General features: G+C 52.5%; 23 protein-coding genes and 1 other annotated feature. Of the genes, 14 read left to right on the top strand and 9 right to left on the bottom strand.

The window, feature by feature from the left end; translation table 11 throughout:
• Positions 1-47: 47 nt before the first annotated feature.
• A complete protein-coding gene (locus tag M0651_RS07090; RefSeq protein WP_248551143.1) occupies positions 48-1358 on the top strand; it encodes an MFS transporter in 1311 nt (436 codons plus the stop codon).
• A 3-nt stretch (positions 1359-1361) separates the two neighbouring features.
• On the opposite strand, the gene M0651_RS07085 is transcribed toward M0651_RS07090, so the two are convergent.
• Positions 1362-2030 carry a LysE family transporter gene (locus M0651_RS07085; protein ID WP_248551142.1) on the bottom strand — a complete coding sequence of 223 codons (669 nt, stop codon included), beginning with the start codon at positions 2028-2030 and terminating at the stop codon, positions 1362-1364.
• A complete protein-coding gene (locus M0651_RS07080) occupies positions 2027-2467 on the bottom strand; it encodes an Lrp/AsnC family transcriptional regulator (RefSeq protein ID WP_248551141.1) in 441 nt (146 codons plus the stop codon). Before M0651_RS07080 ends, M0651_RS07085 begins: the two co-directional genes overlap by 4 nt.
• 249 nt (positions 2468-2716) lie before the next feature.
• Between M0651_RS07080 and ybaK the strand changes: the two genes are divergently transcribed.
• Positions 2717-3238 carry a Cys-tRNA(Pro) deacylase gene (gene ybaK, locus M0651_RS07075; protein ID WP_248551140.1) on the top strand — a complete coding sequence of 174 codons (522 nt, stop codon included), beginning with the start codon at positions 2717-2719 and terminating at the stop codon, positions 3236-3238.
• 62 nt (positions 3239-3300) lie between these two features.
• Complete coding sequence (locus M0651_RS07070) at positions 3301-3942, top strand: YfbR-like 5'-deoxynucleotidase (RefSeq protein ID WP_248551139.1); 642 nt, start codon at positions 3301-3303, stop codon at positions 3940-3942.
• Between the two features lie 71 nt (positions 3943-4013).
• On the opposite strand, the gene M0651_RS07065 is transcribed toward M0651_RS07070, so the two are convergent.
• A complete protein-coding gene (locus M0651_RS07065; protein ID WP_248551138.1) occupies positions 4014-4997 on the bottom strand; it encodes a zinc-binding dehydrogenase in 984 nt (327 codons plus the stop codon).
• A 33-nt stretch (positions 4998-5030) separates the two neighbouring features.
• The gene (locus M0651_RS07060; protein WP_248551137.1) at positions 5031-5921 is read right to left on the bottom strand and encodes a LysR family transcriptional regulator; all 891 of its coding nucleotides are present in this window, start codon (positions 5919-5921) and stop codon (positions 5031-5033) included.
• A gap of 157 nt (positions 5922-6078) precedes the next feature.
• On the opposite strand from M0651_RS07060, the gene M0651_RS07055 reads away from it, so the two are divergent.
• A complete protein-coding gene (locus M0651_RS07055) occupies positions 6079-6873 on the top strand; it encodes an SDR family oxidoreductase (RefSeq protein WP_248551136.1) in 795 nt (264 codons plus the stop codon).
• 55 nt (positions 6874-6928) lie between these two features.
• On the opposite strand, the gene M0651_RS07050 is transcribed toward M0651_RS07055, so the two are convergent.
• Positions 6929-7852, bottom strand: coding sequence for a serine hydrolase domain-containing protein (locus M0651_RS07050; protein ID WP_248551135.1), 924 nt, complete (start codon positions 7850-7852; stop codon positions 6929-6931).
• Between the two features lie 16 nt (positions 7853-7868).
• The gene (locus tag M0651_RS07045; RefSeq protein WP_248551134.1) at positions 7869-8195 is read right to left on the bottom strand and encodes a YnfA family protein; all 327 of its coding nucleotides are present in this window, start codon (positions 8193-8195) and stop codon (positions 7869-7871) included.
• A 168-nt stretch (positions 8196-8363) separates the two neighbouring features.
• On the opposite strand from M0651_RS07045, the gene M0651_RS07040 reads away from it, so the two are divergent.
• From M0651_RS07040 to M0651_RS07030, 3 genes are all read left to right on the top strand, one after another.
• Positions 8364-8681, top strand: a complete 318-nt coding sequence (locus M0651_RS07040) for a thioredoxin family protein (protein ID WP_248551133.1) — start codon at positions 8364-8366, stop codon at positions 8679-8681.
• A gap of 44 nt (positions 8682-8725) precedes the next feature.
• Complete coding sequence (locus M0651_RS07035) at positions 8726-9397, top strand: VOC family protein (protein ID WP_248551132.1); 672 nt, start codon at positions 8726-8728, stop codon at positions 9395-9397.
• A gap of 120 nt (positions 9398-9517) precedes the next feature.
• Positions 9518-10309 (top strand): TetR/AcrR family transcriptional regulator, encoded by a 792-nt coding sequence (locus tag M0651_RS07030; RefSeq protein ID WP_248551131.1) that lies wholly within the window; start codon positions 9518-9520, stop codon positions 10307-10309.
• 75 nt (positions 10310-10384) lie between these two features.
• Here M0651_RS07030 and M0651_RS07025 read toward each other — a convergent pair whose 3' ends face one another.
• A complete protein-coding gene (locus tag M0651_RS07025; RefSeq protein ID WP_248551130.1) occupies positions 10385-11170 on the bottom strand; it encodes an ABC transporter permease in 786 nt (261 codons plus the stop codon).
• Positions 11170-12051, bottom strand: a complete 882-nt coding sequence (locus M0651_RS07020) for an ATP-binding cassette domain-containing protein (protein ID WP_248551129.1) — start codon at positions 12049-12051, stop codon at positions 11170-11172. The genes M0651_RS07025 and M0651_RS07020 overlap by 1 nt, the downstream gene beginning before the upstream one ends.
• A gap of 341 nt (positions 12052-12392) precedes the next feature.
• Between M0651_RS07020 and M0651_RS07015 the strand changes: the two genes are divergently transcribed.
• The 6 genes from M0651_RS07015 to M0651_RS06990 all read left to right on the top strand — a co-directional run bounded on the left by M0651_RS07015 (position 12393) and on the right by M0651_RS06990 (position 16807).
• A complete protein-coding gene (locus M0651_RS07015; protein WP_248551128.1) occupies positions 12393-12773 on the top strand; it encodes a TetR/AcrR family transcriptional regulator in 381 nt (126 codons plus the stop codon).
• A 65-nt stretch (positions 12774-12838) separates the two neighbouring features.
• The gene (locus tag M0651_RS07010) at positions 12839-13615 is read left to right on the top strand and encodes an SDR family NAD(P)-dependent oxidoreductase (protein ID WP_248551127.1); all 777 of its coding nucleotides are present in this window, start codon (positions 12839-12841) and stop codon (positions 13613-13615) included.
• A 209-nt stretch (positions 13616-13824) separates the two neighbouring features.
• Positions 13825-14367 carry a polymer-forming cytoskeletal protein gene (locus tag M0651_RS07005; RefSeq protein WP_248551126.1) on the top strand — a complete coding sequence of 181 codons (543 nt, stop codon included), beginning with the start codon at positions 13825-13827 and terminating at the stop codon, positions 14365-14367.
• 198 nt (positions 14368-14565) lie between these two features.
• Positions 14566-14991, top strand: a complete 426-nt coding sequence (locus M0651_RS07000; RefSeq protein ID WP_248551125.1) for a helix-turn-helix transcriptional regulator — start codon at positions 14566-14568, stop codon at positions 14989-14991.
• A gap of 90 nt (positions 14992-15081) precedes the next feature.
• Positions 15082-16182: an MFS transporter gene (locus M0651_RS06995; protein ID WP_248551124.1), complete on the top strand. Its 1101-nt coding sequence runs from the start codon at positions 15082-15084 to the stop codon at positions 16180-16182.
• Positions 16183-16204: 22 nt separating this feature from the next.
• Positions 16205-16807 (top strand): isochorismatase family protein, encoded by a 603-nt coding sequence (locus M0651_RS06990; RefSeq protein ID WP_248551123.1) that lies wholly within the window; start codon positions 16205-16207, stop codon positions 16805-16807.
• 191 nt (positions 16808-16998) lie between these two features.
• On the opposite strand, the gene M0651_RS06985 is transcribed toward M0651_RS06990, so the two are convergent.
• On the bottom strand, positions 16999-18957 hold the full coding sequence (locus M0651_RS06985) for an alpha-amylase family protein (protein ID WP_248551122.1): 1959 nt from the start codon (positions 18955-18957) through the stop codon (positions 16999-17001).
• A 128-nt stretch (positions 18958-19085) separates the two neighbouring features.
• Here M0651_RS06985 and M0651_RS06980 point away from each other — a divergent pair, with 128 nt between their 5' ends.
• Positions 19086-19964, top strand: coding sequence for an AraC family transcriptional regulator (locus tag M0651_RS06980; protein WP_248551121.1), 879 nt, complete (start codon positions 19086-19088; stop codon positions 19962-19964).
• A 75-nt stretch (positions 19965-20039) separates the two neighbouring features.
• Positions 20040-20305, top strand: a binding site (T-box leader).

Genomic DNA, 20305 nt, shown 5'->3' with positions numbered 1-20305 from the left:
CCTATTCTACTATAATCTAAACATTCATAGGGAAGGGGAACAAAAGAATGAACAAGTCGAAGATACGTGCGTGGATCCTGTATGATTGGGCGAATTCGGCTTACTCCACCACGGTGTTGGCGGCGGTACTTCCTATCTTCTACGCCGGCGTGGCCGCGCAAGGTTTAAGCGAAAACACAGCGGCATCCTATTTAGCTTATACGCATGCTATTGGTATGGCGCTGGTGGCTGTCATCTCGCCCTTGTTGGGATCCATCGCGGACTTATCAGGGCGTAAAACGACGTTCCTAACCTGGTTTGCTCTGCTAGGCATCGCCGGGACTACCGGATTTGCGCTCGTCGGACCGGGAGATTGGTTGTTCGCCTCGGCGCTGCTTGTCATCACGACGGTTGGATTCTCCGGAAGCCTGACGTTTTATGACTCGATGCTCCCTGATCTGGTACCTTCCCAGGATCGGGATAACGTTTCCGCCAAAGGATATGCAGCCGGGTATGTCGGCGGCGGAATTCTGTTGGCCATCAATCTCATGATGATTCAGCAGCCGCAGTGGTTTGGCCTTAGCGATGAGCTGGCGGGAACTCGGCTTTCTTTTCTCAGCGTAGGCTTATGGTGGCTTGTCTTCTCGCTGCCGATCATGCGGAAGGTGCCGAATCTACCCAAGCAAGTGTCCGGGTTAAAAATGGGGGGATATGTACGGGCTGCCGGTCAGCGAATCGGCGGTACGTTTCGGGACATCCGGCGTTATCCGCAGCTATTTCGAATGATCGCGGCATTCTGGTTCTACAACGACGGGATCAACACCATCATCTTGATGGCGACCATTTATGGAACAACGCTTGGAATAGGCACCAGCGACCTGATCCTGGCATTACTCATCACGCAATTCGTCGGGTTCCCCAGTACCATTCTGCTTGGAAAAGCGGCTGCGCGACTAGGCCCTAAACGGGTGCTGATCGCCTCGTTAGGCATCTATGTGCTGATCGTTCTCTTGGGTTTTGGGATGAGCAGTGCCTTGCATTTTTATATCCTGGCCGTGATGGTTGGGTTGGTACAAGGGGGAAGTCAGTCGATTTCCCGTTCGATCCTTAGCGATCTGATGCCGCCGAACCGGACGGGGGAATTTTTTGGTTTCGTCAACATTACGAGTAAATTCTCCTCGATCTTCGGGCCGTTTGCGTTTGGGCTCATCGGACAATGGACTGGCAATCCGCGTCTCGGGATCTTGTCGCTGCTGCTGTTCTTCGCTATAGGCATAGCCGTCGTGGCGAAGCTGAAACTGGACCGAGGCAAGGCGGACGCCTTGCGGGAAGCAGGCGGGGGTCCCGATGCCGGAGCGAAGCCCCCGGTGACGGTCTAAGCATTAAGGTTTGTGCCGCGTGATGGCCATGCGAAGTGCATAAGCAATCAGGACGAGACCCACGATGAGGTTCAAACCTCCCGTTAAGTGGGGGGGAATGTAGGCGTTCGCCAGGCTGCCGATCAGCGCAATCAGGTTCAAAAAGCCGAAGGTAGCCAGCAAAGCGCCCAGCGCAAACCAGCGCAACCGAGAGCGGCTTAGATCTAAACCTGGCTCGGTGATTTTGGAGCCGAACACCCCCGCCCAGAACAGGATCGTCAACGGGTTGGAGGCGGTTAGCAGGAAGGCGTAAACCCCGTAGCTTCCGTCAAAGTCTAATTTCGGCAGGCTAAGGAACGGCAGCGCCTCCGTCTCCATCTCCATCTCCATCTCCATCTCCATCGGAAAAGCGCTTAGCACCGTACTGAACCCGAATAAGCCCACGACGATCACACTGCACCATTTCAATATCGAACGAATGCGCCCCCTGCCAAGCAGGGTGGAGACTCCCAGCATCGCTGCCCCCATAAACATCGCATCGACCAAAGTTACCCCAAGAACGCCGGTTGCTGCCGCACCGTACCCCTGCCGGGAACCGGTTTGAAAAATAAAAAGGCAGACCGGGCCAACGGCCAGCTGCAGAAGCATTCCGAATTTGAACCCGCGCAGGAGCAGGCTTGCGTTTCCTCTCATAGGTTGATATTTTCCTTCAAGGTGGATAAGGAGATCATGGTGTTGCTCTTCACGACGCCGGGAAGCTTCTTCAACGTGTCTGACAAGAAACGCTCTAACTGGGAGGTATCTTCAACCAGCACTTTAAGCAAATAATCGTATTCGCCGGCAAGGTGATGACATTCCAGAACCGGTTCACAGGCTACGATCCTGGTGCGAAAGGTTTCAATATGCTTGCTGTGCTCAATGCCAACAAACACGAAGGCCAGCAGCTTGTGCCCGGTTTTCACCCGGTTGATCTTCACCGTATACGCCTCGATGATCCCGGCTTCCTCCAGCTTGCGAATGCGTTCGGATACGGCGGGGACGGACAACGCAACTCGTTTGCCAATATCAGAGGCGGTCATGCGGCTGTTATTCTTGAGGGATGCAAGAATTTGTTGATCAGTCATGTCCATGGATAACCCTTCTCTCATGGTTGATGTATTACCCCTATATTAGGAGGAGCGTTTAAAGATGTAAATAAGTATTGAAAAATAAGTTAATCATTTAATTAATTTCATACATTACCGTAAATAAATGAAGTCAGCTGACTTGAAAAGCTCGCTTAGAAAAAACAATTTAAACCGATCCGGGCCTGTCCCCCACGCACCGGAAGTGCTAGGATATTTCCATAAGAAACCTGGAATATCAAAGGAGTGGGATCAATGGCAGAGACCAAAACGAATGCCATACGGATGCTGGAGAAATCCAAAACGCCCTACCATACCTTCGCGTACGAGGTCGAGGACGGGCAAATTCACGGAACTGCAGTGGCGGAGAAGATTGGCAAACCGATGGAGAAGGTGTACAAGACGCTGGTGGCTCATCAAGGCCATGCGTTATTCGTGTTTATTATTCCAGTAGCCGAAGAGCTTGACCTGAAGAAGGCGGCCAAAGCAGCCGGGGTCAAAAAAATCGAGATGCTCCCGCTCAAGGATTTGCTGCAGCACACCGGATATATTCGAGGCGGTTGCTCCCCGGTCGGTATGAAGAAGCTGTTCCCGACCTGGATCGACAGTCAAGCCGAAAGCTTGGATACGATTCTCGTATCTGCCGGAAGAATCGGCTTGCAGATGGAGCTAACGCCTCAGCATCTTGCCGCGCAAGTTAAGGGAAAGTTCGCCTCACTTGTCCGTGAAGGCGGGGAGGAAGGGGAGATGGAGGACGAAGGGAATCGTTGGATTTGACGTGCTCCTAACAATCAGCATCTATACTGGAGGTAAAAACCAACAGAAAGATGGATGATCTGATGGGCATTCATGCTTATTTTCGCTCCTTAAATGAACTGGAACGCATCTATCGCTGTCCCGGAAGGTTCAAGTTCGAAGAACATAGCGTGGCGGCGCACTCCTGGAAAGTCGTGCAATACGCGAAAACCTTAGCTGATATCGAAGAACAACATGGGGTTTCCATCGACTGGAAGAAGTTGTACGAAATTACGAGCAGTCATGATTACGGTGAGATCTTTATCGGGGATATCAAAACGCCGGTCAAACACGCTTCGATCGAGCTGCGGAACTTGATTCAGCAGGTTGAAGAGGGCATGGTGCACAATTTCATTGATGAGCACATCCCGGAGGAGTTCAAAACGATCTTCCGCAACCAACTTCGCGAAGGGAAGGACCATACTGTCGAAGGGCTGATCCTCGAGGTCGCCGATAAGATGGATCAGGTCTACGAAGCGTTCGCCGAGCTGCAGCGGGGGAATACTGAGAAGGAATTCGTCAAGATGTACCGCGATGCGCTGGTAAAAATCAAGAATATTCAGCTTCATTGCGTCGACTACTTCCTTCGTGAAATTCTAACGGACATGGTCAACGAAGGGACGAGCTCACCGATTGACATCAAGCGAATTACGCAGGAAGCGCTGGAACACGGAGAAGGCGCCTGAACAAGGAGTTAAAGAAGAAGCCCATTCCTAAGAATTGGAATGGGCTTTACGCTTCACGCATAAGCGAATCGTTACAGCTCGGCGACGATTTTGCCGCGGACATGCCGCTGCGACAGGCGGATCAAGGCATCCGGCACTTTGTCCAGCTTGATGACTTCCTGCACCATCGCGTTCATTTTGTTCTGTTGCAACAGAGCCATAAATTCCCCGGCCATGATAGCGAGCTCTTCCTCGGCCTTCCGGCTCCCGGAGCCATAAGCGCCGGCGATCATCAGCTTGTGCAGCGTAAACGACTTGCTAGATGGCTGGAAGTCGGCCACAGTCTCTGGTGCTCCGGCGATGCAGGCCAGTTGCCCGCCGAAGGCCAGCATACTCAAATCTTGCTGAGCCGTTGCTCGGTTCACTGAGTTGATGATCAGATCCACGCCAACTCCGTTCGTGATGTCCATGACGCGCTCTTGAACGTTCTCCGAATTGTAGTCGATGACTTCATCCGCACCAAGGCTTCGGACATAGTCCGCATTCTGCGGCGAAGCCGTTGCGAGGATGGGGGAGGCACCGTAGATCTTTGCAAGTTGAATGGCATATCCGCCAACTCCGCCCGCTCCGGCATGGACGAGCAGGGATTGCCCTGAACGAATCTGCATTTTGCGCGTCAAAATCTGGTAAGCCGTCAGCCCGGCGCAAGGGAACGCCGCCGCGTCCGTAAAGGATACGCCGTCCGGAATTGCCGCCACCGTATGAGCGACGGTCACGGTATACTCGGCGAACCCGCCAGGCCGGGTGAAATCGGCCATGTAAGCAACCCGGTCCCCAGTTTTCCAGGTGGTGACACCTTCGCCAACGGCATCAACGACACCGGCAACGTCGATGCCAAGCACGAACGGATACACCCAGGCCGGATTCCCGTTTGGCGATACCTTGTAATCGATCGGATTCAAGCCAGCGGCATGAACACGCACCCGGATTTCACCCGGGCCTGGAATCGGCAAAGGCAATTCGGCGATTTCCAGCGTGTCAGGTTTCCCTGGCTTGGGGAGGATAAGTGCTTTCATCTCTGTCACCTTTTCGTTCCTTGGATTTTTTTGTTAGCAGCTTGTTCCATCATAGCACAGACTTTGAACATACTCGATAAACCGCTTGGCCGCAGGGGACACGTACCGGTCCTTTCTCCACTTCAGACCAAGCTCCCATTGCCAGCCTTCTTCCTGAATCGGAATCCATACGAGCCCGTCGAGTTCCAGCCCCATCGTCCTCGGCAGGACGGATACGCCTAAACCGGCATTAATAAATCCTGCGACTGTGATCAAATCCTCCGCATCATACGTGGAGGTCAGCGTAAATCCGGTGCTTTGAAAGCGGGCGAGAATGGTTGCTTTGAGGCCGCAATTATTCTTCAACCCCACAAACGGTTCTCCGGACAATTCCGTCAAGCTTAGCGATGGCCTGTCCGCAAAGGGATGCTGTGCCGAAACAACGATAAAGAGCGGAAGCGTTTGGATCACGATCCATTCATGGAGCTCCATAAACGATTCCCGGGAAGTGATCATGAGATCTGAAAGCCCTTTGTTTAAGTGCTCGTCGATATCTCCGAGACTTCCTTGCGTTAATTCGAATCGGACCTGCGGATGGGTCCGCTGGTAATCGCGGATCAGTGTCGGCACGAGATCAACGCCCAGAATATTCAGGTACGACAAGGCAATAACACCGGTATCCGGATTCGTCCATTCCTGTAATTCCCGAGTTCCTTTGGTCAAATCCTGCATCGCTTGTTCGACCCAGATCATGAACATCTGTCCATACCGGTTAAGCTCCAGATTACGGCCGCTTCGCTCGAAGAGCGGAACGCCGAGCTCAAGTTCGAGCTTGGAAATGGCGTGGCTTAAGGCTGGTTGGGTTAAATTTAACGCCTTGGAGGCTTGGGTCATATGCTGCAAACGGGCAACCGTCAGGAAATACTCGAGTTGCGTGAGTTCCATAAGCGTCACCTCTATACATAAATTTAATTTATCATTTACATGAATATTATAAATTAGACGATATAAGGGGTCAATCGTAAAATAGATTTGGGCCCGGTTCCACCAAATAGGGTGATCAAGGGTGGAGCCGCAAATTGATAATTACGGAGGGGTAAGAATGAAATTCGATTTAAATCAGATTCATACGGAGTTTACCGATAAAAAAGTGCTCGTGACCGGGGGAACCAAAGGGATGGGACAGGCTATTACGGCGAGACTTAAGGCTGCGGGGGCCGTAGTGATGACGACGGCCAGATCAATGCCGGAATCGCCGGGCGATCCGAAGCTGTTCGTAGCCGCAGACCTGGCTACCCCTGAAGGGGCGGAGAAGGTGATCCGTGCGGTACTGGACCGTATGGGCGGCGTGGATATCCTCATTCACTGCGTGGGCGGATCCATCACACCTCCGGGCGGAGCCTTAGCACTTTGCGAAGAGGATTGGGTCTACGCCCTGAACTGGAACCTGCTTAGCGCCGTTCGCTTGGACCGGGGACTGCTGCCATCGATGCTGGAGAAGGGGGAAGGGGCGATCGTGCACATTTCTTCGATCCAACGAAAGCTACCGCTGTTCGAAACGACTTTGGCCTATGCATCGGCGAAAGCGGCGTTAACGAACTACAGCAAAGGATTGTCCAAAGAATTTGCACCGCAGGGCATCCGCGTTAACACGGTTTCTCCCGGGTTCATTCAGACGGAAGCGGCCGATGCTTTGATCGACCGGATGGCGACGGAAACCGGAAGCCGGGAGAGCGCTCTGGAGCAGTTGATGCAGTCGCTGGGCGGCATCCCGCTAGGACATCCGGGACGGCCGGAGGATGTGGCCGAACTCGTGGCCTTCCTTGTTTCCGACCGGGCAGCCGCCATTACCGGCAGCGAATATGTCATCGATGGAGGGACGATTCCAACGCTGTGATGCTTTCCTATTGTTAATACCCGAAGAGCCTTCCCGACAAGGGAAGGCTCTTCGCTTAAAGATGGGGAGCGATGTACAAACGAAATACTTCGGCCGGTGGGCGGTCTCTTTTGCGCTTATCATCGGTCAGAACGACGACGGTCTCCAGGCTTGGGATCACGTAGATGAACTGTCCTCCATAGCCGCGGGCATAGAAAAATTCAAAAGACGTATCACGCTCCCCCGTGTACACGTCCGTCCACCAATGCCAGGCATAGCAGCCGCGATTGGGGGCTTCGACGTCGATCGCGGGATGGACGGACTCCTTCAGGCGTTCCTGGCTGATCAGTTGTCGTCCGTTCCAGGCCCCTTGCTGCAAATACAATAAACCGAACTTCATCATATCTGTTGGCCGGAGCCACAATCCGAATCCGCCGGTATGAATGCCCTGCGGGTCTAGCTCCCAGCGGTAGGTTTCGATGCCGAGCGGGCCGAACAGGTTCTCCTCGGCAAACCGGGCAGTCGGCATGCCGGCAGCTTGGAACAAAATTGCCGATAACAACTGAGAGCCGCCGGAGTTGTATTCCATCCGGTCACCGGGGCGATCAACCATCGGCTGCTCAAGGGCGAACCGAACCCAATCGCGCGAGCGGGTCATCCGTGGAAATGAGTTATGCTCGCCGAATTCCGTCCAATTCCACCCGCCCGACATCGTAAGGAGATGCCGCAAGGTGATCTCCCGCTTCCGTTCGTCGGAGTCCGCATCCAAGTGTGGGAAGAAGGTGCGGATTCTCGTATCGGGTGGCGGCAGCATACCGAGGTCGAAGGCGATGCAGATTAGAGCCGATAGGAAGCTTTTTGTGCAGGAATTGGTTTTGGCGATTTGGTCGGCCACCTGCGTGTTACGATAATGCTCGAGGACAAGATGGCCCTCACGGTTGATGAGACAGCTTCGTAATTGAAGCGGCTGAATGGCCGCAGAAATAGAAGAGAGATTCATTGCTAAGATGTCCTTTCTAGTGTCGTGGGGCCCATAGGATAATCGAAACGCCGATCAAACAGATTGCGGCGCCAAGCCAATCGTAAAGGTCGGGCGTCTTCTTGTCCACCCACCAGCCCCATAGCACAGCCAAGGCGATGAACACGCCGCCGTATGCCGCATATACGCGCCCGAAAGAAGGGAATTTCTGCAGTGTCGGAACGATGCCGTAGACGATGAGAATCAACCCGCCAGTGATGCCGTACCAGAGCGGCCGAGATTCCCGGAGCCAGAGCCAGATCAAATAGCCGCCGCCGATTTCGGCGAGTCCGGCAACAAGAAACAAGAGAATCGCGAGGAGCATGATGAAGCCAACCCTTTCGATCTATTTTTACCCATGATTGTATCATGGATCCGTAAAGATGAAACCTTGATGAAGACTATGGCGTGTTCGCGCGAATGCGTTATAATCGATCTAAGGTATATCTTCAAATTTAAACTATCAAATCTACAATTAAAGGAGTGGATCCGGATGGAAAGAGTCCAATCGGAAACGCAATTCGAACAATTGATTCAAAGAGACCAATATACCGTCATTAAATTCGATACAACCTGGTGCCCGGACTGCAAGAACCTCGACCGGTTCATTGGAGATATCATTGCCGAGCATAAGGACAAGGAGTTCTACGCGATGGATGCCGAGGAATTCCAACCGTTGGCCGAAGCTAACGAGGTGCGGGGCATTCCGAGTCTGCTCGTTTATAAAAACGGGGAGAAGCTGGCCCATCTGCACAGTAAATTCGCCAAAACTCCAGGGCAAATTCGCGAGTACCTGGATAGCTTGGCTTAATCCGGCAAAAGGGCGCTCATCGTCCATCTTGGGGAGAGAGGAACATGAAGTTTACGGAAATAACTTTATGGTCGGGGCAGTTGCAGGAGACGGAAGCCTTCTATACCGAAACCCTGGGATTTGCCTTGATTGAACAAGGACTGGAGCACTTCACGATTCAAGCCGGAACCACGCTGCTCACATTTCGTTTGGCCCAGGAGAACGTCTCGCCGTTTTACCATTTTGCGTTAAACATCCCGGAGAATAAGTTTGCGGAAGCCAAGCAGTGGTTGGCGTTGAGAGTTCCTCTGATCCGCGAACAGGGAGAGGATGAAGTGTTTTTCACCTCTTGGAACGCGCATGCGGTTTATTTTGAAGATCCGTCCGGCAACATTGTCGAATGGATTGCTCGGCATCATTTACCCAGCGGGATCAGCCATGATTTTACCGTCGATGACATCATGGGGGTTAGTGAGATAGGTATCGTTACATCCGAGGTCCTCCCCTTGGTTCATCGTTTGAACGAGGCAGGGATACCGAATTGGAGAGAGGACAACGAGGGGCTGACCCCAGTTGGTGATGAATATGGGCTGCTGATTGTCGTCAGGGATAAACGGGAATGGTATTTCTCCAACCGGAAAACAGCCCAATTCTACCCGGTAGAATTGACTGCAGCCGGTATCGGACGATTGAAGTTCCGCGTGCAGGACGAGTTATCGGGTACACCGTTCGGATGAAATGAAACGGATTTTTGACGCACACGTTCATGGATGTTGTCCTCTGTTTTGTGGTATATTGCTTATATAATAAGCAGTTTGAACCATGCAACTTTTGCTGTTTGGACAGGAGACAGACGCATGAACGAGAATGGAAATAAGACGGATGATCGTAACTATACGAAGGGGCTTCCTCACGGGATCGCATTAACCTGGGGATTGATTCCGGAGCCGAAACGGGGGCCCAAACGGGAGCTGAGTATTCCGGAAATTGTTAGTACTGCGGTAGCTCTTGCGGACAAGGACGGGTTGGCTGCCGTATCGATGAGCCGAGTCGCCGGAGCTTTGGGTTATACGGCGATGTCACTGTATCGATATATTCCAAGCAAGGATGATCTGCTGCTTCTGATGCAGGAGGCAATTGGTGACATCCCGCTCCCTGAGGACCAAGATCCGGATGATTGGCGTGGCATGATGCGCACCTTCGTTTGGAGCACGATCCAAATTTATAAGAAGCATCCGTGGTTTGCCGATCTTCCGATTTATGGCGCGCCAATCACACCCCACAGTTTAAGGTTTGTCGATTGGGCACTGAAGGGAATGCGAGACTTTCCAATCAGTGGGTATGTGAAGATGTCCATCATTTTGCTCCTAAGCAGCTATGCACGCGCATGCGGAATCCTCCAGCGTGACATGGACCGGGCTTTCAGTTCGGGAACTAGCCCGGGCGAATTTAGCGGTTTAAGCTACAGTGCTGCTTTGAAGGAGCTCGTCACCCCGGAACAGTTTCCGTATTTGCATCCATTAATTCTGTCGGGAGAATACACCGGAGAAGATGAAGCCGACAATGACGTGGGGAATGACATTGAATTCGGTCTGGAGCGGATTCTTGACGGGGTAGAGCATTATCTAGTGAGCGCTGCGAAAAGATAAACGTAAAGCAGGGAATACGAAGCGATTCGTGATTCCCTGCTTTTTAATTGTGTGATTATCGGATGAGCGTTGCCGTTATCGTTGACCTGACCGCCCATGAAATACGACGCGACACCAAATGAAAGCACCGGCGATGAGGAGCAGACACCATCCGACTGCCCACCCGGCATTGTCGCCGATCGGTACGTTGGTGAGCAAACCGCGGATCGTTTCAATCGATGGGGTGATCGGCTGATTAGCCGCGAAGCCCTGAAGCCATCGCGGCATCGATTGCGTGGGCACGAAGGCGCTGGAAAGATAGGGGAGGAACAGCAGAATGAACCCGTAACCGCTAGCGGCAGAAGCGCTCCCGGCGACGAGGCCGATGGCTGCGAATAACCAGGTGATGGCCAGGATAAACAGGATGATCATGCCCATAGCCCCTAGCCATTCTCCGAAACTGGCGGCAGGACTGAAGCCGACTAGCAAGGCAACGCTAATCACGATCACCGTGGCGATAAGATTGCGGAACAAGCTGGCTACGACATGACCAGTTATTACGCCCAGGCTTTGAATCGGCATGGTGCGGAATCGCTCGATCACGCCGTTGGAAAGGTCCTCGGCGACTCTCACTGCCGTCCCTGAGGCACCAAATCCGGCACACAGCAGGATGATCCCGGGAACTACATACTCAACGTAATTGCCGGAGGGGTCAAGGGCTCCGCCGAACACATAGGTGAACAACAGCATCAGCATCACCGGAAGTACGATCGCCATGACCATCGCATCCACATCTCTCAGACTATGGCGGATGCCGCGGCCAATGAATACCCAATTGGTCATCCAGGACGAAGGCACTTTGGTTGAAAATGGGGCTTCCATTAAGCGGATACCTCCTTATCGCCGGAAGTCAGAGAAATGAACACCTCATCCATCGTCGGACGCTGGATGCTGACACGTACATCCGCGGCTACCCGGGATTGAAGGTCATTTAAGATTCCCAGCAAATCACGGATGGTGCCGTCTGTCGTCACTCGGGAAACCAGCTGATCTTCGGCGTCCCGGAGTTCGACCCGATCGGTGCGGACTTGAGCCTTCAATTGCTCCGCCGTACCGGTCGCAACGATTTGTCCGTCCTTGAGAACGGCGATCGTATCGGCCAATTGATCCGCTTCCTCCAAATATTGCGTCGTTAGAAAAATCGTATGGCCCTGCCGTGCTAATTCCTTAATACCTTCCCAAAGTACACGGCGGCTGAGCGTGTCCAGACCGGTTGTCGGTTCGTCCAAGAACAGTACCGGGCGGCTGACGATTAAACTGATTGCAAGATCGAGACGTCGACGCATACCGCCGGAATAGGTCTTAACCCGTTTACGGGCGGCCTCGGTTAAGTCAAATCGTTCCAACAACTCCGCAGCGCGTGTACGTGCCGTTTTGGAGGCTAGGCCCGAGAGACGGCCCATCATCACTAAATTTTCCTCCCCAGTCAGCACCTCATCGACCGCGGTAAATTGTCCGGTCAGGCTGATCGAGCGTTTGACTTCGTTTTTTTGACTGACCACCTCGTACCCAGCAACCCGAACCGTTCCCGCATCTGGCGTAGTAAGGGTCGACAGGATGCGAAGAAGAGTTGTTTTACCGGCGCCATTGGGTCCCAGCAAGGCGTAGACCGTGCCTCTTGGTACGACCAGATCAACCCCGTTAAGTACGGTATGGCCGCCAAAGCTTTTATACAACCCGCTGACTTCGATGGCATGATTCATATCAAGGACTCCTTTCTATCTTGAACTGTATATAATGTAAACAGTATATTGCGTAAGCATATATTAAGTCAATACGGAAAATTCAAAATGATGGCTGAGTTGTCCATTGTGCGACTAGCGAAGTACTTTCCGAATCGTACGTAGTGCTATTTCGCTATTTTTTGAAACGAAGGGAATACACTCAAGATCAGATAGTTGAATGAATGCAGCTCCCGGACGGAATTTTCTGATGCAGGGAGCTGTTTATGTCATAAAAATAATATGAGAATGGAAATTCTAAAATAATTATTTACCGAACATTCTCAATATGATAAACTCAAGATGAAAGGAGGGACCGCCCATTGGCCAGAGCCAAACAATTTGACGAGGATACAGTGTTGCTGAAAGCGAAGAAGCTATTTTGGGAACAAGGCTATGAGAGAACGTCGATGCAGGATTTGGTCGAGCAAATGGGCGTTCATAAGCGCAGCATGTATGACACATTCGGCGATAAGCATTCTCTGTATGTCCGAGCGTTGAACCGGTATCAGGAAGTGATTGCGAAACGGATGGCGGAGGCGATGAACGGAGCCCTTTCCACAAAGGATGCGATCCGTGCCTTATTCGAAATGGTGATCTATCCGGAAAAGGGATTCCGGGCGGGCTGCCTGATGGTGAACACCGTTGAAGATAAAGAGAAGCTCGTCCGGATCGTCGATACGACGTTGTCTTTGTTGAGGTAGTCCTTTTTTTGCATAAAAGAGAATGATCGTTCTCAAAAAAACACTTATCTAAAGGAGCGAGTACGATGGGAAAACTAGCAGGTAAAGTAGCGTTGATTACTGGAGGGAGCAGCGGGATTGGATTCTCCACGGCTCAATTGTTTCTAGATGAAGGGGCAAAAGTTGTCATTACGGGTCGGAACCCGGACAATTTGAAGAAAGCGGTGGAAGCGCTGGATCCAGCTAATAGTATCGGCGTGGTGTCGGATGCATCTGATCCGGGGAGCGCGGAGAAAGCCGCCGCAGCAGCAGTGGAAGCCTTCGGCGGGTTAGACATCGTGTTCGCCAATGCCGGGATCAGCGGAAGTACGCCACTCGGCAGCACGGACCCGTCTCTGTTTAAGCGCATTCTCGATATCAACGTCGCCGGTGTATTCTTCACGATTCAAGCGGCTTCGCCCCATTTGAGAGAGGGGGGATCCGTGATCCTGAACGGTTCCGTTCTAGCCAAAGCCGGCAGTCCGGGGTATGCCGCTTATGCTGCAAGCAAAGGGGCGGTCACAAGCATGGCGCGGGTTCTGGTATCGGAGTTGGCACCACGCGGCATTCGCGTCAACACAGTCGTTCCAGGCGCTACGAGAACACCAATTTGGGGAGATACCGCTGCGCCGGCTTTTAATCAGCTGGAAGATTATTTGAAGAGAAGCATCCCGCTGAACCGTATGGGCGAACCAATTGAACTGGCAAATACCGTCTTATTCTTGGCTTCCGATGATTCATCCTTTGTGAACGGGGCAGAGATTAGCGTAGATGGGGGTTCGGGCTCTTCACCGATGGGAACGCCGCTTCATGTCCAACGTTAACAACTCCTCCCGTTAGGGGGTTCATATATATCAAAGCCGGTCGGTTTCCGAACGGCTTGTTTGCTCGAACAGGAGGAAGGTGGAAAAATGATGAACAAGCTGTGACTTGGCATGTGAAAAAAAGCACATCAAAAGTGAAATAAATCACATTATATGATTCCACTTTTTTTTATAATTCAAACTGAAGATAAAAACAGGAGGGAAATCAAATGAAAATGGTCAAAGGTTTGGTAGTAGCAGGGATTGCAGCGGCTTTGTTGGCAGGTTGCGGTTCGAATAACGGGGATACGACGGCAAATACAGATAAACCCGCTGAACAAACCGACGTAACAACGACGGCATCGATCGTAAACCAAGCGGATGCGTTCACGAATGCAGTCAGCGAAAAAGGAACTTGGATCGTCGCGATTCTGAACGACTTGACAGTTGATAAGGATGTTGTTGTTGCTGGTGAATTCCATGACAAGAACGATGCTGCAAAAGACATCTATCGTAAAATCGCGTTGTACACCCAAGACGAAGATCACAACATCACCGCTTCGTTTACATTGACGGTTCCTAAACTGACGGTACAAAGTGAAAACCTGAGAATTCAAGGCGGTACCGTGAAAGGCGACGTCTATGTAGAAGCAAACGGGTTCAACTTGGATAAAACCGCTACAATCGACGGCAATCTGTACTTCGCCAACGCGGACGTGCAAGCCAGCGCGAAAATCGACGGTAAAGTAACGGGCGCAACAGAAGTGAAGTAAGTTTAGTCCAAATCATAACGAAGGCCAACCGATCAGGTTGGCCTTGTTTTTATATCAAAAAAGATTTTTACGAATACATATATCCGTTTATCCTCCCACGTTCAGATCATAGTTCTACGTCTTCAGAGGGCGGGAGGTTGCGGTTTGTCCGGCCGTATGTTCTAATCGCAGTAGCTGCGTTCCGCAGCGGAAGACCCGGTGGAGACGATTGAAGTTGATGAAGAGGAGCCGATTTGTTTCTATTCTGTCCACTTCAGCTATACGAGCATCGGATATGACGAAGGCGCGTGGTCTATCGGAAAGATCCAGCATATGCGTGAGCATCTTACTGAGCGGCTCACTTTGGCGGAGTTGTCTGATTTGGTGCAACTGTCAACGTATTATCTGACGCGAGTGTTCAAGCAGGCTACCGGCTATACGGTTATCGAGTACTTCAACAAACTTAAAATGGATAAAGCCAAAGAACTCATCTTGGACAGTGACAAAAAAATCAAGGACGTTGCATTAGAGCTTGGTTTCGCCGACGAATTTTACTTCAGCCGAATTTTCAAGCGTACGGAAGGGATCAGTCCATGTTTTACAGCAAAATCGTCCATGGAGTTTAGGATAATGCATGGTTCATAGCTGTTATTCGCGTTAAGATCATTCTGCAAGAATGTTCAATTGTCGCGCAGTGGACAGGGTGCTCTTACAGAAGGAAGAAGGCTTTGGGTTATGCCGATTTGGAAAAGAAATTTGATCGTCTGCTGGTTTGGCATGTTCGTGACAGGAGTAGGCATGAGCCAGATCGCCCCGATTTTGCCGCTCTACATCAAGCAGCTGGGGGTCGATCAGGCCGATGCGGTGGCCCGTTATTCCGGACTCGCATTTGGCATTACGTTTATCGTCTCGGCGATTTTCTCTCCGATTTGGGGGCTCGCGGCCGATAAATATGGGCGGAAACCGATGCTCCTCCGGGCTAGCCTCGGAATGGCGATCATTATCGGATGTATGGGGTTCGCTACCCATGTGTATGTGTTGATCGCCCTTCGTCTGTTGCAAGGCATCATTACTGGCTACAGCACAGTATGCACAACGCTGATCGCGACGCAAACGGACAAGGCTCATGCGGGTGGGGCGTTAGGTCTGTTATCCACGTCCAATATCGCGGGATCGCTGTTAGGACCGTCGATCGGCGGGTTCATTGCCGAAAACGCCGGGATTCCAAACACCTTTTTCCTGACCGGTGTGTTGATGCTGATCGCTTTCATAACGACATGGTTATTCGTTAAGGAAACGTTCGTACGGACGGATGAGAAAGTGGCGGGAATGAAAGAGGTATGGGAGGCAGTTCCTGAAAAAAGCTTAACCTTGACGCTGTTCGCCACCTTTTTTATGCTGAGTGTCGCCATGTATTCGGTGGAACCGGTGCTAACGGTGTATGTAAATGAAATTTCTCGGAACAGCGGCCATGTGGCGCTGTTGGCCGGGATCTTGTTTATCCCGCAGGCACTCGCACAGAATCCTTGGGAGCTGATGGGGCTGCGTTTTTTGCTGGGATTGGCAGCGGGAGGACTCAGTCCCTCGGTCAACACACTCATCAAGAAGATTACTCCGGAGCATCTGACAGGGCGGGTGTATGGGTTTAGCATGGCAGCCGGGTATCTGGGGGTATTTGCCGGTTCCGTGCTAGGTGGTCAAGTCGCGGCTTGGCTCGGCGTTCCATACGTATTCTTGACGACCAGCGTTTTGCTGTTAATCAATGCGGTCTGGGTTTATACGAAGGTGTATAAGAAGATGAAGGAACCTGGCCAATCGGCGCTTATCCAAAGATAACCAAGAATGGAGTGAAGGAGAGATGATGATGGAAATGGGTCCATCTGACATGAAGAAGAGGATCATAGCGGAAAAGACAGCCTTGGTTGTGATCGATTTACAGCAAGGAATTGCGCATCCCTCCCGCAAAGGGGCTCCTTACGAGAGCTCTGTAGTGGTAGGAAACGCAAGCCGGCTGGCACAGGCGTTTGCCGAAGAAGGCGGGTTCGTGGTGCTTGTCCGGGTATCCTCTTTTGATGGAAAGGACATGTTGAATCCAGAAACGGACATGCATCCGAGCCCAACGGCGTACCCTGCAGGTTGGGATGAAATCGTGCCTGAATTGGCGGAGGTTAAAGGGGCACATGTTGTGACGAAACGCCAGTGGGGAGCTTTCTTCGGCACGGATCTCGATCTGCAACTGCGGCGGCGCGGCATCGATACGATCGTGCTCTGCGGCATCTCAACCTCCATCGGGGTTGACATGACTGCGCGTGAAGCGTTCCAGCATGGGTACCAGCAGATATTCGTCGAGGATGCCATGTCTGCTTCGACGACGGAGGAGCACGAGTACGTATGCCGATTCATCTTCCCGCGCATCGGCAAGATACGACCGACGGAAGAGATTTTGGCGGCGCTGCGGTAAACGGTCGTTTTGATGTGAAAGAGCCTTGGACATTTGGGTTCAAGGCTCTTTGGGTATACGCCCAGCATGGGCGACATCGATAGGGTGAAAATCCCGAGCGGGGGTTGCGAGCGCCTCCCGACCGGCCATGGAACGGGAAGCAGCTTGGCCGGGCAATCCGGGGTATCCTCTTCCACCCGATTGATCGTGTACTAAAACTGTAGCACAACCATCTGGTGGCAGGTCCAAAGGGGCAGAGTGTATGTGATGCACCCATGCTCTTGGCGGAATGGAAGCGCCGTCCGCTGAGGCACCAGATAAACTTCCCGGACCGGCGCCGGCACAGCGATCGTGGATTCGATGCCACTAAGGATCGGGAGGTCTTCGATGACCTCAACGTTTTGGCCCCGGCGTACCGGAGAGGCATACAACAGATGGTGAATCCAGCGGTTGTTGGCCTGTTGTGCCTGAAGCGTTGTTACCCCTTGTGCAGGGAGATTTGTGCTCATCGTCTTACGTTTTAGCAAGCGGTCCAAGGCGTAGTGCAGAATCTCCTTGACGGGCAAGCTGCCCTTCAAGGCGTAGTCCTCGAACAGATACCAGGCTGCGTAGATACCGGAAGGGCCCTCCACCATGCCGGGGCCGGCATCCTGCAAATTGGATGGGGTGTGCTGATGCGAGCAAAAGGTGAACAGATCGCGGTTGAAGTAGGAATTTTCTCGGCTGCCCAGCTTGTGACCGTTTGTATCCAGCTTGATGTCCTGACCATCGGCGTAAATGACAAATGAAGCGTTGCTTAAGGAAGGCAGCTCGAAGTCCGGTCGAAAATAAGACGGCTTGAACGCGGAGGCCTTAAGCGGTTTCGCACCGAAATCAAGTTCGAACCGCGTACCGTCCGATGACAGTGCAGAGCGTCCGGTGGCCAGGATTTTGCCGCCTTTGGTGACAAATGCTTCAAGCTTCGTCTTGAGCGGTTCATCGAGGGTAATGACGTCCGGCAGAATGACGACTTGATAAGAAGTTAGGTCGGTTTCCGTATCCACGACATCAAACAGGTAATTCCCTTCCAGCAGAATTCGTACGGCCCCCGAATCGGCGTCCTGCACCGAAGCGCCCGGATACCCCGATGCCTCGGCAGACAGCAACGCTACGTCGGCGACGGAGGTTACGTCCCGGCACCATTCCTCCTTCGCTTCAACTTCGCTATAAGCATCTCCGATCAGCGCATAAGTTGCTGGGTCCATCAACCCGGTCGGATGCAACTGGTCGCCGATCGAGATCCGTGCCCCGTTCGCCAAGCTAAGCGCCGTCTCGTATTTCAGCGCGTTCGGATGCTTGTAACCGCCAAATTCGCCCCATGAGGTGTGAAATTTTCCCGTCATCCCCAGGAAGTTCATCCCCAGTCCTTGAGCGTATCGCGCGGAGAGCGGAAAGTGGTCATACCCCCAACCGCCCGTCGGCAGGGACTCCAGCTCCAGATGGGAGTTCAGCTTCGCGAGGTCACGCCGTCCGCGCTTGACATGACCGCCGTTATGAAAGATCGGCAGGCCAGGCTTCACGGTATGTACGGCATTATCCATAGCATCGGCGTAGCGGAAATAGGTCTCCTCCCAAAGGAGTCTCATCTCCTCCAGGTTGCGTGGATCCGAGCCGCGTTTACGGATTTCAGCAACGCAAGATTGGCAATAACATTCGCGGACTCCAACGATATCGAGGAAGATTCCGTCCGCGTCGTAATGGGTTACGACCTCACGGACTTGAGCAGCCAGGATGTCCAGGTAAGGGGTGTTCATGCAAAACTGATGATATCCCGGCGTCATGAAATCGGGCGACCAGCTGAGCTTCTCGTGCGGATCGCGGATGAGCCATTCCGGATGGCGACGCGCGAGCTTCTCATCCAGTCCAGCGGAGAGATAAACCGGCGTTTTGACGCTGATTTCGTGCGCCGCATCGATTTGCGCGCCAAGCAGGTCGAAGGATAGCTGTGGATGCATTTCGTTGGCGGTTGTTGGATGGTAGGCCCAGCCATGATGGCATTTGGCGAACACGGTAATCGAATCGACATGCCCCAGCTTGAGCATCTCCTGAAATTGCGGCTTGGAGAAGCGGCTGCCAATACCTTCGATCGCTTCGGAAGTATGGAAATCGAGATGAACCTGACGGAATCGCATGGGTATTCCTCCCGTAATGGATTGTTTATCGTACGATACCTACCATTGTAGATTGATTCACCACTTGATACAGCTGCTAAATGCGACTAAATATAGTACAATTTCTACATAACATGGGGGGCGATAACATGCTCATGCTGAAGTTTGAGGCACCGCCATTTCCGCTGCTGGCAACGGTAGGCTACGCGTTATGGAAGCCGGGAGTTACGCATGCCGAACGGGTCTTCGACGCGTACGATCTGATTCTCTGCGCGAAAGGGGCTTTATTCATGGAAGAAGAGGGGACCCCTTACGAGATAGGGCCTGGGAAGCTCCTGGTGTTGGAACCGGGATTACGTCATCGCGGTTACCGCCCGACCGAGGAGGAAACCGAGGTGTACTGGATCCATTTCCAGCACCCTTCCGCGTCTCTGCATAAGCTGGCGGAGAAGCAAGGGTGGCAGCAGCCGCCGCTCGCAAGAACCGACCAGGACACGGAGCCGCGTCCGGCGATGATCGACGTTCCGAAGTTTGCTGACGTGGATCTCCGGACGCTACGGCCTTTGCTGGACGAGATGATCGCGCTGCATCGGTCGCTTACGCCGTATCGCTCCTTCGAGCTGCAGCTACGGTTCAGTCAGTTGCTCTTGCAGCTGCAGCACGGGATGTGGCAAGGCGGTCCGCAGTCGCGGTCGTATGAGCTCAGCGAGCGAGTCGCCTCTTATCTGGAATTGCGATTGGATAACCCGTTTGATGCGGGGCAAATGGAACGCGATCTGCATTATCATTTCGATTATTTGGCGCGGTGCTTGAAGCAACATACGGGAATGAGCCCGCTGCAATACCGCCATCATCAGCAAATCGAGAGGGCTAAGCGATTGCTTGCGCATACTAACGAGCCGCTGAAGCAGATTGGGGAGCAATGCGGGTTTCCGGACCCGAATTATTTCGTCAGGCTGTTCAAACGGGAGACCACCTTCACACCGGGAGCGTACCGGAGAAGATACCGCATCATTCGGATGGACTAAGGGAACATTTGGGCTCTGAAAATTTCTTCAAACCGGTTTACGATCCGGCGCGAATCTGGTAATATTATCGCAACATGAAATGCGATGACGAGATGAGTAGGTAAATGGAACCTTTCCCAGAGAGCTCCGGTAAGCTGCAAAGGAGCAATGCGTTTCTTTATCGAATAAAGCCTCTGAGCAGCACACCGGAACGTTCAACTGACGGGATGGTGTGACAGGAGCTCCTGTTATAGAGCTAGGGTATACGCTTGGCTAGGCCAGGCTGTACTTGAAGAGGTTAATATGGCGACATATTAACGAAACTGGGGTGGTACCGCGGGCATACCAATCTCGCCCCCAAG

Origin of the sequence: Paenibacillus mellifer (assembly GCF_023195895.1) — a bacterium.
Lineage (GTDB): Bacteria > Bacillota > Bacilli > Paenibacillales > Paenibacillaceae > Fontibacillus > Fontibacillus mellifer.
The sequence above is the reverse complement of the archived record's forward strand: the minus strand, read 5'-3'. Positions and strand labels throughout refer to the sequence as shown.